The following is a 14,912-nucleotide window of genomic DNA, read 5'->3' on the forward strand; positions in this document are numbered from 1 at the left end:
GGCCATGGCACTTATGCCGTTCGACTCAGTCGAAAGTGTAGCGAGCACCGCCTAAAGTCGCGGCTTGCGGGGCCGACAGCCTGACCAAAGGAGGTGCGATTACGTGTTACCACCTATCCCCCACAGCCTGGTGCCGGTCACTGCCTCGCAAGACGTGATCAAACCCAAGCCCGAGATTCCGCCGGTGACGCCAGCCGAGGCCAGCGCCAAGGAAAGCGCGCTGAACCTGGACAAGCGCCACCCGCAGGAAACCGAGGAACTGCTGCGCGAAGAGCAGCGCCGCCGCCAGCGCCGCGGCTACACCCCCGAACAGCTGGCCGAAGCCGAGCCGGAGGAGGTGGAGCAGGCGCTGGGCGATCTGCCGCGCCAGGGATTATGGGTGGATGTGGAAGTCTGACAGACTGGCCGCCTGTGTCTTTCTCCGAGTCCCATCATGCTGTTTGCCGATCCCTTGCCCGAACTGGCCGATGCCGAGCTGGACTACCAGCCGGGCTGGGTCGATGCCGCCGTTGCCGACGCCTGGCTCGCCGCATTGCTGGACGAGACGCCCTGGCAGCAGCCGGAGCTGTTCATCCATGGCCGTTATCATCGAGTGCCGCGGCTGACCGCCTGGTATGGCGAGCCCGGGGCGCGCTATCGCTATTCCGGGCAGGTGCATGAGCCCTTGCCCTGGACCCCGTTGCTGAACGAGATCCGCCGGCGGGTGGTGACATCCGTGGGCCAGCCGCTTAATGCCGTGCTGCTCAACTACTACCGCGATGGCCAGGATTCCATGGGCTGGCACAGCGACGCCGAGGCCGAGCTGGGACGCAACCCGCTGATCGCCTCGCTCAATCTGGGCGGCAGCCGGCGCTTCGATCTGCGCCGGATCGGCAGTACGCACATCGGCCATTCGCTGACCCTGGAGCACGGCTCGCTACTGGTCATGCGCGGGCCGACCCAGCATCATTGGCAGCACCAAGTGGCGAAGACGCGCCAGCCCTGCGCGCCGCGCCTGAACCTGACCTTCCGCCTCATCCGGTTTCCGCTATGAGCAACGACGACAAGCTGATCGACTTCGCCGCCGAACGCGGCAAGCGCATCCACGACCTCAACGACAAGCGTCTCGACGAGATGCGCCAGGCCTTCGAGCAGGCCCTGCCGCTGGCCAAGGCGAAGAAGAAGCCCAAGCACAAACCGAAGAAGCGCTGAAGCCTCCTGCCCCTGTGCCGCCCCGGGCGGCGCTGCTGCCGTGTCCGCTCGCTCCGTGCCCCTCGATTGCTTGACCTGGATCAGTGTTGCCGCCTCCGGGGCGGCGGCCGCCGTCGCGCATTGATCCAGATCAATTGTCCTCCCGCCGCCGCTGGTAACGTGAAGCCATCCCAGACAGACAGGCACAACAGGAGGCAGCCATGTTCGTCGATACAGTGGTTCTCGCCGGAGTCGGCACGGTTCTTCTGATGTTCGCCTTTTTCGGCGGGGTCGGTTACTTCATCTGGAAGGATTCGCACAAGCGCAAGCCGAGCTGATCTTTTCGGTTTACAGGGCACGCAAGGCAATTCGGGCGACTTCGGTCGCCCTTTTTTATGGGCGTGCGTCGGACGGAGCTGGACGCAAACTACGTAGCTAGCTAATAATTAGCTTGTTTCGTAGGGCGTTATGACGCTCGTCTACGCTTTCCTCGCCCAGTCCTTGAAGCCGATTCCATGCGCGATGCCCTGCTGGCCTTTGTGGCGCCCAGCGCCCAGGCCCTTCAGTTTGCGATCAAGACCCTGCTGGGCGGCGGCCTGGCGCTGTGGTTCGCCTTCCGTTTCGATCTGCCGCAGCCGCAGTGGGCGTTGATGACCGCCTTTATCGTCGCCCAGCCGCTGTCCGGCATGGTGGTGCAGAAGGGCCTGGCGCGCCTGCTCGGCACCCTGGTCGGCACCGTCATGGCGGTGCTGCTGATGGCGCTGTTCGCCCAGGCGCCCTGGTTGTTCCTGCTCGCCCTGGCGCTCTGGCTGGGGCTGTGCACCGCCGCCTCGAGCATGCTGCGCAGCGCCTGGAGCTACGCCTTCGTGCTGGCCGGCTACACCGTGGCGATCATCGGCCTGCCGGCCATCGACGCGCCGCTGACGGTGTTCGCTCAGGCGGTGGCGCGCTGCACGGAAATCTGCCTGGGGATTGTCTGCGCCACCGCGGTCAGCGCGGTGCTCTGGCCGCAGCGGGTCGAGCGCCAGCTGGTGCAGCAGGCACGCAGCGCCTGGCAGGCCGGAGTGAACGCCGCGGCCTCGGCACTGGTCGGCGAGGCCATGGCGCGTCAGGGCCTGCTCGAGGTGCTGGGGCGTATCGTCGCGGTGGATGCCCAACGCGAGCACGCCTGGTTCGAGGGCGCTCGCGGCCGCCAGCGCGCCCGTGCCCTGCGCGCGCTGAGTCGCGATCTGCTCACCCTGCTGCGCCTGGCGCGCGGCGTGGCGCGCCAGTGGCGGCAGTTGAGCGAGGCCGAGCGCCACGCCCTGGCGCCCTGGTTGGAGCGGGTAGGCGAGCAGCTGGCGGCGGCGCAGGCGCAGCAGGTGTCGGCGCTGGCCGAGCAATTGCGCCAGGCCGCCGAGGCGCCGACGCTCAGCGCGGTGCAGCGTTTGTGCCTGGAGCGCTTGGCGTTGCTGGCGCTGCGCCTGGATACCGCCAGCCAGTCGCTGGCGGCGGTGGAACGCGGCGAGAGCGGGCAGGCGTCGCCGGCACTGTCCTGGCACAGCGACTGGCAGACCGCCGCGGTCTATGGCGCGCGCAGCGCCCTGGCCTTCCTGGCGCTGGCGGCGTTCTGGCTGGCCAGCGGCTGGACCGCCGCCAGCGGCGCCTTGCTGCTGTGCTGCGTGGTCTGCAGCCTGTTCGCTAGCCGCGAGAACGCCGCGCAGATCGGCCTGCTGTTCATGCGCGGGATCTTCTATGCGCTGCCGCTGGCATTCCTTGTCGGACAGATCCTGCTGCCGCAGCTCAACGGCTTCGCCATGCTCTGCCTGGCCCTTGGCGTGCCGCTGTTCTTCGGCGCCCTGGGCATGGCCAAGCCGGCGCTGGGCGCCACCGCCACCTCCTTCAGCCTGCATTTCATCGTGCTCTGCGCGCCGCAGAACGACATGCAGTACGACGTCGCCTTCTTCCTCAACGAGGCGCTGGCCATGCTGATCGGCGTCGGCTGTGCGGTGCTGGCGTTCAACCTGATCGGCTTGCGCAGCCCGACCTGGCATGGCCGCCGTCTGCTGCGCGCGACCCTGCAGGACCTGGCCCGGCTCACCCGTCAGCCGCTGGCCGGGGCCGAGAGCTGGTTCGGCGGGCGCATGGCCGACCGCCTGCTGCAACTGGCGCGGCACTATCCGGCGCTGCCCAGCCAGAGCCGCAGCCGCTGGGACGACGGCATCGCCAGCCTGGATCTGGGCGACGAGCTGCTGCACCTGCGCGCCTGCCTGGCGGCGGGCGACCGCGCGCTGGGCCTGGCCGAAACGAATTTTCTCGATCATCTGCGCCGACAGCTGTTGCTCGGCCCGGCGCCGTCGCGGCGTGCTGCCCTCGATGCCGCGCTGGACGACTTGCTTCAGGCCCTGCGCGGCGCGCCGCCGAGCATCGACCGGCGTCTGGCCGAGGCGGCCCTGCTGCAGCTGCACAGCGGCTGGCAACACTGGTGCGGGCAACAAGGAGAAGCCCATGGGCTTGCGTGAATGGGCGCTGGGCGGGGTGCTGCTCAGCCCCATGCTGCTTTATGCGCTGCTGGCGCTGCTGCTCACCGGCGCGCTGCGCCTGGCCCTGCAGCGGCTTGGTGTGGCGCGCTGGATCTGGCACGAGGCGTTGTTCGACTGCGCCCTGTATGTCTGCGTGCTGGCGGCGCTGGTCGCCGTGTTGAGTTGATGAAGGAGATGTCCATGCGTGCGAGCATTCGCCTCGGCCTCACCCTGAGCCTGGTGGCAGCGGCCCTGCTGGCCGGCGCCTGGCTGTGGCAGCACTACCTGTATTCGCCCTGGACCCGCGACGCGCGGGTGCGCGCCGAGGTGGTGACCCTGGCCCCGGATCTGGCCGGCTGGGTCACCCAACTGAAGGTGCGCGACAACCAGCGGGTGGCGGCCGGCGAGCTGCTGCTGAGCCTGGATCGCGAGCGCTATCAGGTGGCCCTGGAACAGGCCCAGGCGGTGGCCGAGACGCGGCGCCAGCAACTGCTGCTGCGCGAGCACGAGGCCAGCCGTCGCGTGCGCCTGGGGCCGCAGGCGATCAGCGCCGAGCTGCGCGACAACGCCCAGATCAGCGCCGAGATCGCCCGCGGCGAGTATCGCCAGGCGCAGGTGGCGGTCAAATCCGCCGAGCTGGATCTGGCGCGCAGCGAGGTGCGCGCACCGCGCGCCGGCCAGGTGACCAACCTGCGCCTGGCCGAAGGCAACTACGTCAAGGCCGGCGAGCCGGTGCTGGCGCTGGTGGACGAGGCGTCGTTCTATATCCAGGCCTATTTCGAGGAGACCAAGCTGCCGCGCATCCGCGTCGGCGCGCCGGTGGACATCTGGCTGATGGGCGGCGACCAGCCGCTGCGCGGCGAGGTGGAGAGCATCAGCCGCGGCATCACCGACCGCAACGCCAGCCCGGACGGCCAGCTGCTGGCCGACGTCGAACCGACCTTCAACTGGGTACGCCTGGCGCAGCGGATTCCGGTGCGGATCAAGCTCGACGAGCTGCCCGAGGGCCTGCTGCTCAGTGCGGGAATGACTGCCAGCGTGCGGGTGGCGCAGTAGTCTGGGGCGACGCCGGCGGCCACAGCGAACCGTCCGGCCAGCGGAACCCGGTGCCCGGGCGGCAGCTCTATACTCAAGCCAGGTCGTGCATGAGTCGGAGGCAAGCCGTGCCAACGTCGCGTTCCACCCATCAGGAACACTTGTGCCTTAACCGTGCATTGCGCACTTTGAGCGGCTGCAACCGGGCGCTGCTGCGCGCCGAAAACGAAGCCAGCCTGCTCCAGGATATCTGTCGGGTCATAGTCGAGCAGGCCGGTTACCGCTTGGCCTGGGTCGGCCGTGCCGAGCACGATCCGGCGCAAACGGTCACCCCCCTGGCCCACGCCGGGGTCGAACAGGCCTACGTCGACTCGCTGAATATCTCCTGGGCCGACAACGCGCGCGGCCACGGCCCCTCCGGCACCGCGATCCGCACCGGCCAGCTGAGCCTGACCCAGAATCTGCTGACCGACCCGAATACCGCGCCCTGGCGCGAGGGGGCCATCCAGCACGGCATTGCCTCGGTGATGTCGCTGCCGCTGCGGGTCGAAGGCCAGATCTTCGGCGCCCTCGGCATCGGCGCGCCGGAAGCCGATGCCTTCGGCCCGCAAGAAATGGAGTTGCTCAGCGAGGCTGCCGAGGATCTGGCGTTCGGCCTCGAGACCCTGCGCATCAAGGCGCGGCGCGCCCAGGCCGAGCGGGAGATCCAGCGCCTCAACCGCGCCCTGTCGACGCGGGTGGCGGTCAACCATGCACTGATCCATGCCGACGCCGAATCTGCGCTGCTCAAGGAGGTCTGCCGGGTACTGGTGGCCGAATGCGGCTACCGCCTGGCCTGGGTCGCCTATCGCCAGGAAGACCCCGCCGAGCCGGTGCGCCACGTCGCCTACGCCGGCGACGATCACGGTTTCCTTGCGCGCGCCGAGGGCTGGGCCGCCAGTGCCGAGGGCAAAGCCTACATCCAGCGCGTCGATGCCCGGCTCGAAGGCGGCCGGCCTCTGGTTATCCGCAACCTCCCCGAGGAGCCGGTGGACGGGGGGCTGAGGGACGAGGCCAAGGAGCACGGCTTTGCGGCGACCATAGTGCTGCCGCTACGAGTGGACGACCGGCTGATCGGCAAGTTGGTGATCATGGCCGCGGCGAGCGACACCTTCGACGAACAGGAGGTCGAGTTGCTGTTCGCCACCGCCAACGACCTGGGTTTCGGCATCGCCACTCTGCGTACCCGGGCTCGGGCGCTGCAGGCCGAGGCGACCATCAGGCGCATGGCCTATACCGACGAGCTGACCGGGTTGCCCAACCGCCTGCGCCTGCGCGAGTTGCTGGAAGAGGCGATCGCCGACGCCAAGCAGGAGCGTCGGGCACTCGGTCTGTTGCAGCTGGAGGTCGGCCGCAACCAGGCGATCAACGAAACCCTCGGCTACCGCGAAGGCGACCGCCTGCAGCAAGCCATCGCCGCCCGCCTGGTTCAGGCGCTGGGCGCCGGCAACAGGCTGGCGCGCATCGGCGAAAGCGAGTACGCCGTGCTGATGCCCAGCGGTGGCGCCGAGCAGGCGTCGCAACTGGCGCAGAAGATCCTGGTGGCGCTGTACGAGCCGATCGACCTGTCCGGGCTGCTGCTCGATACCCGCGCCAGCATCGGCATCGCCCTTTACCCCGGCCATGGCACCGACCCGGACTCCCTGGTCCGCCGCTCGGCCAGCGCCATGGATCAGGCCAAGCGTTCCAGCACCGGCTATGCGCTGTTCCAGGGCGGGATGGACCGTGAATGCGCCCAGCACCTGACCCTGATGAGCGAGCTGCGCCGGGCGATCGACGGCAACCAGCTGCTGCTGCACTACCAGCCGAAGCTGCAGATCGCCACCAACAAGGTGTGCGGCAGCGAAGCCCTGGTGCGCTGGCAGCATCCGCAGCACGGTCTGCTGCCGCCCAACGACTTCATCAAGCTGGCCGAGAGCGCCGGACTGATCACCCCACTCACCTACTGGGTGCTCGATGCGGCGCTGGGCCAGAGCTACGCCTGGCGCGAGGAGGGCGACCAGCGACCGGTGGCGGTCAACCTGTCGGCCCACGACCTGCGCGACCCCAAGCTGCTCGAACGGATTCGCGGCACCTTCGCCACCTGGGGCGCCGAGCCGAACTGGGTGGAATTCGAGCTAACCGAAAGCGCGCTGATGGAAGACCCGGCAGCGGCGCTGGAGACCCTGACCCAACTGAAGAACCTCGACACCCGGCTGACCATCGATGACTTCGGCACCGGCTATTCCTCGCTGGCTTACCTGCAGAAGCTGCCGGTGGATTCGCTGAAGATCGACCAGTCCTTCGTCACCCGCATGCTCAGCGACGACGATGACTCGGCGAAGATCGTGCGCTCGATCGTCGAGCTGGCGCACAACCTCGACCTCGAGGTGGTCGCCGAAGGCGTGGAGAACCAGGAGACCCTGACCCGCCTGGGCAACTTCGGCTGCGACATCGCCCAGGGCTTCTCGATCAGCCAGCCGCTGCCCGGCGACAAGTTCCGCGCCTGGGAGGCCCTGTCGGCCTGGCACTGAGCAAGGCCCGCGGCCGGCGTATTTCCCTGGGGTGCGCCGCGCGTACTACTCACACAGAGGCTCGGCACGGGTTTCGCGGCTGAAGCCCCTCCCACGGCGAATACCACCTGCATCTCGGCCCTTAGCTGCGTTGCACGCTGGCCGGGGTACGGCGCATCAGCACCCTGCCGTGGCGGATTGATACCAGCGCCTGGCCCTGGCTGCGCAGCAGCTCGTAGTCGTCCGGCGCCGAGAGGATCAGCAGGTTGGCCGGGCGGCCCACCTCCAGGCCGTAGCCCTCGCCCAGATTTAGCGCCCGCGCCGAGTTGTCGGTGACCAGGTCCAGGCAGCGCTTGAGGTCGTCGTAGCCGAGCATATGGCAGATATGCAGGCCGGCTTCGAGGATGCGCAGGATGTTGCCGTTGCCCAGCGGGTACCAGGGGTCGACGATCGAGTCCTGGCCGAAGCAGACGTTCAGACCGGCGCGATCCAGCTCGGCCACGCGGGTCAGGCCGCGGCGTTTCGGGTAGCTGTCGAAGCGGCCCTGCAGGTGGATGCTCTCGGTGGGGCAGGAGACGAAGCTGATGCCGCTCATCTTCAGCAGGCGAAACAGCTTGGAGCAATAGGCGTTGTCGTAGGAACCCATGGCCGTGGTGTGGCTGGCGGTGACCCGTGCGCCCATGCCGCGCACGCGGGCTTCCTCGGCCAGCACTTCGAGAAAGCGCGAGTTGGGATCGTCGGTTTCGTCGCAGTGCACGTCCACCAGGCAGCCGGTGCGCTCGGCCAGATCCATGAGGAACTTGATCGAGCTGACGCCCTGCTCGCGGGTGTTCTCGAAGTGCGGGATGCCGCCGACCACGTCGGCGCCCAGCGCGATGGCCTGCTCCATCAGCGCGCGGCCACCCGCGTACGACTCGATGCCCTCCTGGGGGAAGGCGACGATCTGCAGGTCGATCAGCTGGCGGGTTTCCTCGCGCACTTCGAGCAGGGCCTTGAGCGCGGCCAGGGTCGGGTCGGTGACGTCGACATGGGTGCGTACGTGCTGGATGCCGTGGTCGACCAGCATGTCGATGGTCTTCCTGGCGCGGGTCTTGGTGTCCTCAAAGGTGACCAGGGCCTTGCGCTCGGCCCAGCGCTCGATGCCCTCGAACAGCGTGCCGCTCAGGTTCCAGGCCGGTTCGCCGGCGGTGAGGGTGGCGTCGAGGTGAATGTGCGGCTCGACGAAGGGCGGCACGACGAGATGGCCGGCGGCGTCGAGGTCGCCGGCTGCGATGGGTTCTGCGCTGCCTTGCAGGTCGATGGCGACGATGCGGGCGCCATCCAGGGTAATGCGCTGCAGGCCGTCGCGGTCGCGCAGGCGGGCGTTGTGGATAAGCATGGGGGCGCCTCGCTGGGTGGTGCGGCCGTCGCCGGTGACGGCCACGCTCATTCGAATCAGCCGATGCTCACCTGCGGCATGGCCGGCATGTTCACGGTCTGCTCGCTGCTCGGCGCCAGCACTTCGGCTTCGCCGTCGACCACTTGCTTGCCGTCCTGGTTGAACACCTGGGTGGCGATGCGCACGCGGTTCTTCGGCAGTTTCTCCAGCACCTCCAGCTTGACCGTGAGGGTGTCGCCGAGCTTCACCGGGCGGGTGAACTTGAGCTGCTGGCCGAGGTAGATGGTGCCCGGGCCGGGCAGGCGGCAGGCGATCGCCGCGCTGATCAGCGCGCCGCTGAACATGCCGTGGGCGATACGCTCCTTGAACAGCGTCTCGGCGGCGAAGGCGGCGTCCAGATGCACCGGGTTGTTGTCGCCGGAAACGGCGGCGAACAGCTGCACGTCGCGCTCTTCCACGCGCTTCTCGAAACTGGCCTGCTGGCCGACTTCGAGGGCGGCATAGGGGATATTGGTGATCTGGGTCATGGGGACTCCTTGCGAGGTTGCCGACTGTGGCTCAGCGCCTGCTGCAGCCAGTCGATCAGGTGGGCGGTGACCTCGTCGCGGTTGCTCTCGTTGAGCAGCTCGTGGCGGGCCTCGGGGTAGATCTTCAGTTGCACGTCCTTGATGCCGGCCTGGCGCAGGGCATTCGCCAGGTGGCCCAGGCGCTTGCCGTCGCTGACCGGGTCGCGCGCGCCGCCGATCACCAGCAGCGGCAGGTCGGCGTCGATCTGCGCCAGGTTGGCCGGCGGGGTGATCTGCTGCAGGCCGTCGAGCAGGTCGCACCACAGTTGGGTGGTGCAGACGAAGCCGCACAGCGGGTCGGCCACATATTTATCGACCTCCGCCGCATCGCGGCTGAGCCAGTCGAAGGCGGTGCGGTTGGGCTTGAACGCCTTGTTGAACGAGCCGAAGGAGAGCCAGTCGATCAGTTTGCTGCGCCCCTTGGGGCCCAGGCGCCAGCGCTCGAAGCCGGCGATCAGCCGCGCGATGCGGTACAGCGCCACTGGCTGGTAGTTGGAGCCGGACAGCACCGCGCCCTGCAGGCTGCAGCTGTGACCCATCAGGTAGGCCATGCCGATGTAGCTGCCCATGCTGTGGCCGAGCAGGAAGATCGGCGCCTGCGGATGCTGCTGGCGGATATGGTGGTTGAGGGTGGCCAGGTCGCCGACCACCTTGTCCCAGCCGCCCTCGTCGGCGTAGTGGCCGAGCGTGCCGTACGCCGCGCTCTGGCCGTGGCCGCGCTGGTCCAGGGCATAGAGCGCCAGGCCCGCCGCCACCAGCGCCTCGGCCAGGCGCGCGTAGCGCAGGCTGTGCTCGGCCATGCCGTGGGCGAGCATGACCACCGCCCGCGGCGGCTGCTCGGCATGCCAGTGGTTGACCTGCAGCGGCTGGCCGTCGCTGGCGCTCAGGGTGAATGCGTCGTGGCGCATGGCGAATCCTTGTGCCGGAAGTTGGCCGCATTGTGCACCGCGCACCGTGCGGCGCAAAGCCTGTCAGGGATTGCTGCTGTGGCGCCGCAGGATCTGCATATATTCGCCGCTGGCATGCAGGTCGCGCAGGCCCTGCTCGAAGATCGCGCTCCAGTCGGTTTGCCCCGGCCGCGCCGGGACGAAGCCCACCAGCAACGGAATGCGCTCCAGGGCGCGGCCGTGCCAGCGCAGCTGGCCGTGCAGTTGCGGGTCGCCGGCGATCAGGTATTCGCCGACCCGGCGCTCCAGCAGCACCAGGTCGAAACGCCCGGCGTGCAGCTTGCGCAGGTTGCTGATGTCGTCCACCGCTTCCTCCAGCGTCAGCCCGGCGTCGAGGATGCGCTGCGGGTAGCCGTAGCCGCGGACGATGCCGAGCCTCTGCCCGGCCAGCTGCTGCAGGCGCTGGAAGCGCAGCTCGTGGCCCTGGCGGACGAACAGGCCGAGTTCGCTGTAGAACAGCGGGCGCGAGGCGATCAGGCCTTCTTCGCCGATCTCCCTGGGCCACAGCGCCAGCGCGCCCTGGTAGGTGCCGTTGCGCAGTTCGGCGCGCACCCGCGCCCAGGGCAAAAAATCGATATGCGCCGCGTAGCCGCGCAGGGCGAAGGCGCGGCGGGTGAGCGCGACGATGCTGCCGCCGTCGTCCAGTTGCTGCGAGGCGTAGGGCGGGTACTCCAGGGTGGCCAGGCGCGGGCCGGGCTCGGCCCGGGCCAGGGCGCAGGTCAGCAGGAGCAGGCAGGCGATCAGGGCGAGTGGCGGCATCGAGGTCGAGTTCGGGCGGGAGCGCTAATCATAGATGTTGCGCAACGAAAGTGTCGGGTGGGCTGCGAGATTCAGCCCATCAATGACGCCTTCGAGCTATTTGCGCAACGGCGCCGAGCTGCTACTTTCCGGGCAGTCCCGCAGCGCGGGCCAGACCATTTCAGGGGAAGAGGACAACAACAATGCAACCTGATTTCTGGAGCGACAAACGGCCGGCCGGCGTGCCCAACGACATCGACCTGGCCAGCTACAAGTCGGTCATCGAGGTGTTCGAGCGCTCGTGCAAGAGGTTCGCCGACCGCCCGGCGTTCAGCAACCTCGGCGTGACCCTGACCTATGCCGAGCTCGATCGGCTGTCCGCGGCCTTCGCCGCCTACCTGCAGAAGCACACCGACCTCAAGCCGGGCGAGCGCATCGCGGTGCAGATGCCCAACGTGCTGCAGTACCCCATCGCCGTGTTCGGCGCCATGCGCGCCGGGCTGATCGTGGTCAACACCAACCCGCTGTACACCGCGCGCGAGATGCGCCACCAGTTCAAGGACGCCGGCGTGCGCGCGCTGGTCTACCTCAACATGTTCGGCAAGCTGGTGCAGGAAGTGCTGCCGGACACCGAGATCGACTACCTGATCGAAGCCAAGATGGGCGACCTGCTGCCGAGCCTCAAGGGCTGGCTGGTCAACACGGTGGTGAAGAAGGTCAAGAAGATGGTGCCCGACTACCATCTGCCCCAGGCCATCGCCTTCAAGCAGGTGCTCAAGCAGGGCCACGGCCAGGCGCTGACGCCGGTCAAGGCCTGCCACGACGACATCGCCGTGCTGCAGTACACCGGCGGCACCACCGGGGTGGCCAAGGGTGCCATGCTCACCCACGGCAACCTGGTGGCCAACATGCTGCAGGTCGACGCCTGCCTGTCGCAGCTCGGCGACGACGGCAAGCCGCTGATGAAGCAGGGCCAGGAGATCATGATCGCGCCGCTGCCGCTGTACCACATCTATGCCTTCACCGCGAACTGCATGTGCATGATGGTCAACGGCAACCACAACGTGCTGATCACCAACCCGCGCGACATCCCCGGCTTCGTCAAGGAACTGGGCAAGTGGAAGTTCTCCGCGCTGCTGGGGCTGAACACCCTGTTCGTCGCGCTGATGGATCACCCCGAGTTCAAGAACCTCGACTTCTCCAAGCTCAAGGTCACCAACTCCGGCGGCACCGCGCTGGTCAAGGCCACCGCCGAGCGCTGGCAGGCCATGACCGGCTGCACCGTGGTGGAAGGCTACGGCCTCACCGAGACCTCGCCGGTGGCCAGCACCAACCCCTATGGCGACAAGGCGCGCCTCGGTACCGTGGGCATCCCGGTGCCGGGCACCGCGTTCAAGGTGATCGACGACGACGGCAACGAGATGCCGCTGGGCGAGCGCGGCGAGCTGTGCATCAAGGGCCCGCAGGTGATGAAGGGCTACTGGCAGCGCGAAGAAGCCACGGCCGAGGTGCTCGACGCCGAGGGCTGGTTCAAGACCGGCGACATCGCGGTGATCGACCCGGATGGCTTCGTGCGCATCGTCGACCGCAAGAAGGACATGATCATCGTCTCCGGCTTCAACGTGTACCCCAACGAGATCGAGGACGTGGTCATGGCCCACCCGAAAGTCGCCAGCTGCGCGGCCATCGGCGTGCCGGACGAGAAATCCGGCGAGGTGGTCAAGCTGTTCGTGGTGCCGCGCGACGGCGGCGTCACGGTCGAGGAGCTCAAGGCCTACTGCAAGGAAAACTTCACCGGCTACAAGGTGCCCAAGCACATCGTGTTCAAGGACGCCCTGCCGATGACCCCGGTCGGCAAGATCCTGCGTCGCGAACTGCGCGACATCGCCTGACCCGCAAGCTCCTCCGTCTTGCCGGCGGAGGAGCCCCCGCCTTCCATGCCGCGACGGCACTCCATTTGTGGTGATTTGGTAACCGAGCGGACGAGGTTCGGACGCCTTTCGTCGAGCGCAATCCCCCTTCGCACCCACCCAAGACATCGGCGATGCGCGCTGCAATAGCCGAGCTAGAGGCTTCGCTTGCTTTTATGGGCGGGCGAACTGCTTGTGACCGGTCGGTCTCTTTCAGTCATTTTTTTAACTGCATAGCCCAGGTTGGGTGCTGGTCGGCCTCTGGCAAAGCTGCTACTCTCGGCGCGCTTTCGGGGCGCCTGGCCCGTGGAAAAGCGAGCTAAACACACAACAAACAACCGCCTGCGCGCGGTGAAGATCAGCTGTTGCTTAGGAGTGGGCTTCCATGACCGAAAACTTCTGGAAGGACAAGTATCCCGTTGGGGTTGCTGCCGAAATCAATCCCGACCAGTACCCGAACATCCTCGCGGTACTGAAGGAGTCCTGCCAACGCTTCGCCGACAAGCCTGCTTTCAGCAACCTGGGCAAGACCATCACCTACGGCGAGATGTACCGGCTCTCCGGTGACTTCGCCGCCTACCTGCAGAAGCACACCGACCTCAAGCCCGGCGACCGCATCGCGGTGCAGCTGCCCAACGTGCTGCAGTACCCCGTGGTGGTGTTCGGCGCCATGCGCGCCGGCCTGGTGGTGGTCAACACCAACCCGCTGTACACCGCGCGGGAGATGGAGCACCAGTTCAACGACTCCGGCGCCAAGGCGCTGATCTGCCTGGCCAACATGGCCCACCTGGCCGAGCAGGTGGTGCCCAAGACCGGCGTCAAGCACGTGATCGTCACCGAAGTCGGCGACATGCTGCCGACCTTCAAGCGTCTGCTGGTCAATGCCGTGATCAAGCACGTGAAGAAGATGGTGCCGGCCTACAGCCTGCCGCAGGCGGTCAAACTCAACGACGCCCTGGCCAAGGGCCGCGGCCAGAGCTTCAACGAAGCCAACCCGAGCAGCGCCGAGATCGCCGTGCTGCAGTACACCGGCGGCACCACCGGGGTGGCCAAGGGCGCCATGCTCACCCACCGCAACCTGGTGGCCAACATGCTGCAGGTCAAGGCGCTGATGGGCGCCAACCTCGATGAAGGTTGCGAGGTGCTGATCGCGCCGTTGCCGCTGTATCACATCTACGCCTTCACCTTCCATTGCATGGCGATGATGCTGATCGGCGGCCACAACATCCTGCTGACCAATCCGCGCGACCTGCCATCGGTGGTCAAGGACCTGGCCAAGTACCGCTTCACCGGTTTCGTCGGCCTCAACACCCTGTTTGTCGCCCTGTGCAACAACGAGGAGTTCCGCAAGCTGGACTTCTCCAGCCTGAAACTCACCGTTTCCGGCGGCATGGCCCTGCAGCTGGCCACCGCCGAGCGCTGGAAGGAAGTCACCGGCTGCGCCATCTGCGAAGGCTTCGGCATGACCGAGACCAGCCCGGTGGCCACGGTCAACCCGTTCAGCGCCATCCAGCTCGGCACCATCGGCATTCCGCTGCCCTCGACCCTGTGCAGGATCGTCAACGACGACGGTCAGGAGCTGGCCATCGGCGAGATCGGCGAGCTGTGCGTCAAGGGCCCGCAGGTGATGAAGGGCTACTGGCAGCGCCAGGAAGCCACCGACGAAATCCTCGACGCCGACGGCTGGCTGAAGACCGGCGACATCGGCCTGATCCAGGAAGACGGCTACCTGCGCATCGTCGACCGCAAGAAGGACATGATTCTGGTGTCCGGCTTCAACGTCTACCCGAACGAACTGGAAGACGTGCTGGCGACCCTGCCGGGCGTGCTGCAGTGCGCCGCCATCGGCGTGCCGGACGAGAAATCCGGCGAGGCGATCAAGGTGTTCGTGGTGGTCAAGCCGGGCGAGAGCCTGACCAAGGAGCAGGTGATGGAGCACATGCGCGCCAACCTCACCGGCTACAAGGTGCCCAAGGCCGTGGAGTTCCGCGACGTGCTGCCGACCACCAACGTCGGCAAGATCCTGCGCCGCGAGTTGCGTGACGAAGAGCTGAAGAAGCTGGGCAAGAAGTGATTCGCCCGAGCTGACGAAAACGCCACCTTCGGGTGGCGTTTCTTATGGTGCGCAGCTCTCTT

At 67.3% G+C, this 14,912-nt stretch carries 14 protein-coding genes; 10 read left to right on the forward strand and 4 right to left on the reverse strand.

Features of this window, described 5'->3' with window-relative positions:
- Nucleotides 1-103: 103 nt before the first annotated feature.
- The 8 genes from ACIGKL_RS20190 (at nt 104) to ACIGKL_RS20225 (ending at nt 7,258) form a co-directional block, all read left to right on the forward strand.
- Nucleotides 104-397: an aspartate-semialdehyde dehydrogenase gene (locus tag ACIGKL_RS20190; protein ID WP_397488231.1), complete on the forward strand. Its 294-nt coding sequence runs from the start codon at nt 104-106 to the stop codon at nt 395-397.
- A 36-nt stretch (nt 398-433) separates the two neighbouring features.
- On the forward strand, nt 434-1,033 hold the full coding sequence (locus ACIGKL_RS20195) for an alpha-ketoglutarate-dependent dioxygenase AlkB family protein (protein WP_397488232.1): 600 nt from the start codon (nt 434-436) through the stop codon (nt 1,031-1,033).
- Nucleotides 1,030-1,191, forward strand: a complete 162-nt coding sequence (locus ACIGKL_RS20200) for a hypothetical protein (RefSeq protein ID WP_021445693.1) — start codon at nt 1,030-1,032, stop codon at nt 1,189-1,191. Before ACIGKL_RS20195 ends, ACIGKL_RS20200 begins: the two co-directional genes overlap by 4 nt.
- A gap of 200 nt (nt 1,192-1,391) precedes the next feature.
- Complete coding sequence (ccoM, locus tag ACIGKL_RS20205; protein ID WP_397488233.1) at nt 1,392-1,508, forward strand: cytochrome c oxidase subunit CcoM; 117 nt, start codon at nt 1,392-1,394, stop codon at nt 1,506-1,508.
- Nucleotides 1,509-1,685: 177 nt separating this feature from the next.
- Entirely contained in the window at nt 1,686-3,671 is a 1,986-nt protein-coding gene (locus ACIGKL_RS20210) for an FUSC family protein (protein WP_397488234.1), read from the forward strand.
- Nucleotides 3,658-3,858, forward strand: a complete 201-nt coding sequence (locus tag ACIGKL_RS20215; RefSeq protein ID WP_122107507.1) for a DUF1656 domain-containing protein — start codon at nt 3,658-3,660, stop codon at nt 3,856-3,858. The genes ACIGKL_RS20210 and ACIGKL_RS20215 overlap by 14 nt, the downstream gene beginning before the upstream one ends.
- A gap of 14 nt (nt 3,859-3,872) precedes the next feature.
- Nucleotides 3,873-4,727, forward strand: a complete 855-nt coding sequence (locus ACIGKL_RS20220) for an efflux RND transporter periplasmic adaptor subunit (protein WP_122107506.1) — start codon at nt 3,873-3,875, stop codon at nt 4,725-4,727.
- 167 nt (nt 4,728-4,894) lie between these two features.
- A complete protein-coding gene (locus ACIGKL_RS20225) occupies nt 4,895-7,258 on the forward strand; it encodes an EAL domain-containing protein (protein WP_397488235.1) in 2,364 nt (787 codons plus the stop codon).
- A 121-nt stretch (nt 7,259-7,379) separates the two neighbouring features.
- Here ACIGKL_RS20225 and codA read toward each other — a convergent pair whose 3' ends face one another.
- From codA to ACIGKL_RS20245, 4 genes are all read right to left on the reverse strand, one after another.
- Nucleotides 7,380-8,615 (reverse strand): cytosine deaminase, encoded by a 1,236-nt coding sequence (gene codA, locus ACIGKL_RS20230; RefSeq protein WP_397488237.1) that lies wholly within the window; start codon nt 8,613-8,615, stop codon nt 7,380-7,382.
- A 56-nt stretch (nt 8,616-8,671) separates the two neighbouring features.
- Nucleotides 8,672-9,142 (reverse strand): MaoC family dehydratase, encoded by a 471-nt coding sequence (locus ACIGKL_RS20235; protein ID WP_397488239.1) that lies wholly within the window; start codon nt 9,140-9,142, stop codon nt 8,672-8,674.
- Nucleotides 9,139-10,089, reverse strand: coding sequence for a lysophospholipase (locus ACIGKL_RS20240; RefSeq protein WP_397488240.1), 951 nt, complete (start codon nt 10,087-10,089; stop codon nt 9,139-9,141). The genes ACIGKL_RS20235 and ACIGKL_RS20240 overlap by 4 nt, the downstream gene beginning before the upstream one ends.
- Before the next feature lie 63 nt (nt 10,090-10,152).
- Nucleotides 10,153-10,887 carry a substrate-binding periplasmic protein gene (locus ACIGKL_RS20245; protein WP_397488241.1) on the reverse strand — a complete coding sequence of 245 codons (735 nt, stop codon included), beginning with the start codon at nt 10,885-10,887 and terminating at the stop codon, nt 10,153-10,155.
- A gap of 182 nt (nt 10,888-11,069) precedes the next feature.
- Here ACIGKL_RS20245 and fadD2 point away from each other — a divergent pair, with 182 nt between their 5' ends.
- Both fadD2 and fadD1 read left to right on the forward strand, forming a co-directional pair.
- Entirely contained in the window at nt 11,070-12,758 is a 1,689-nt protein-coding gene (fadD2, locus tag ACIGKL_RS20250) for a long-chain-fatty-acid--CoA ligase FadD2 (RefSeq protein ID WP_397488242.1), read from the forward strand.
- Nucleotides 12,759-13,161: 403 nt separating this feature from the next.
- Nucleotides 13,162-14,850 carry a long-chain-fatty-acid--CoA ligase FadD1 gene (fadD1, locus tag ACIGKL_RS20255; RefSeq protein ID WP_397488243.1) on the forward strand — a complete coding sequence of 563 codons (1,689 nt, stop codon included), beginning with the start codon at nt 13,162-13,164 and terminating at the stop codon, nt 14,848-14,850.
- Nucleotides 14,851-14,912 lie beyond the last annotated feature (62 nt).

The organism is Pseudomonas sp. NPDC077186 (genome assembly GCF_044543505.1).
Classification (GTDB): domain Bacteria; phylum Pseudomonadota; class Gammaproteobacteria; order Pseudomonadales; family Pseudomonadaceae; genus Aquipseudomonas.

Excerpts from the sequence above, each read along its gene's own strand:
- ACIGKL_RS20195 (WP_397488232.1), top strand. The coding sequence starts at position 434 with ATGCTGTTTGCCGATCCCTTGCCCGAACTGGCCGATGCCGAGCTGGAC.
- ACIGKL_RS20200 (WP_021445693.1), top strand. The coding sequence starts at position 1,030 with ATGAGCAACGACGACAAGCTGATCGACTTCGCCGCCGAACGCGGCAAG.
- ccoM (WP_397488233.1), top strand. The coding sequence starts at position 1,392 with ATGTTCGTCGATACAGTGGTTCTCGCCGGAGTCGGCACGGTTCTTCTG.
- ACIGKL_RS20210 (WP_397488234.1), top strand. The coding sequence starts at position 1,686 with ATGCGCGATGCCCTGCTGGCCTTTGTGGCGCCCAGCGCCCAGGCCCTT.
- ACIGKL_RS20215 (WP_122107507.1), top strand. The coding sequence starts at position 3,658 with ATGGGCTTGCGTGAATGGGCGCTGGGCGGGGTGCTGCTCAGCCCCATG.
- ACIGKL_RS20220 (WP_122107506.1), top strand. The coding sequence starts at position 3,873 with ATGCGTGCGAGCATTCGCCTCGGCCTCACCCTGAGCCTGGTGGCAGCG.
- codA (WP_397488237.1), bottom strand. The coding sequence starts at position 8,615 with ATGCTTATCCACAACGCCCGCCTGCGCGACCGCGACGGCCTGCAGCGC.
- ACIGKL_RS20235 (WP_397488239.1), bottom strand. The coding sequence starts at position 9,142 with ATGACCCAGATCACCAATATCCCCTATGCCGCCCTCGAAGTCGGCCAG.
- ACIGKL_RS20240 (WP_397488240.1), bottom strand. The coding sequence starts at position 10,089 with ATGCGCCACGACGCATTCACCCTGAGCGCCAGCGACGGCCAGCCGCTG.
- ACIGKL_RS20245 (WP_397488241.1), bottom strand. The coding sequence starts at position 10,887 with ATGCCGCCACTCGCCCTGATCGCCTGCCTGCTCCTGCTGACCTGCGCC.
- fadD2 (WP_397488242.1), top strand. The coding sequence starts at position 11,070 with ATGCAACCTGATTTCTGGAGCGACAAACGGCCGGCCGGCGTGCCCAAC.
- fadD1 (WP_397488243.1), top strand. The coding sequence starts at position 13,162 with ATGACCGAAAACTTCTGGAAGGACAAGTATCCCGTTGGGGTTGCTGCC.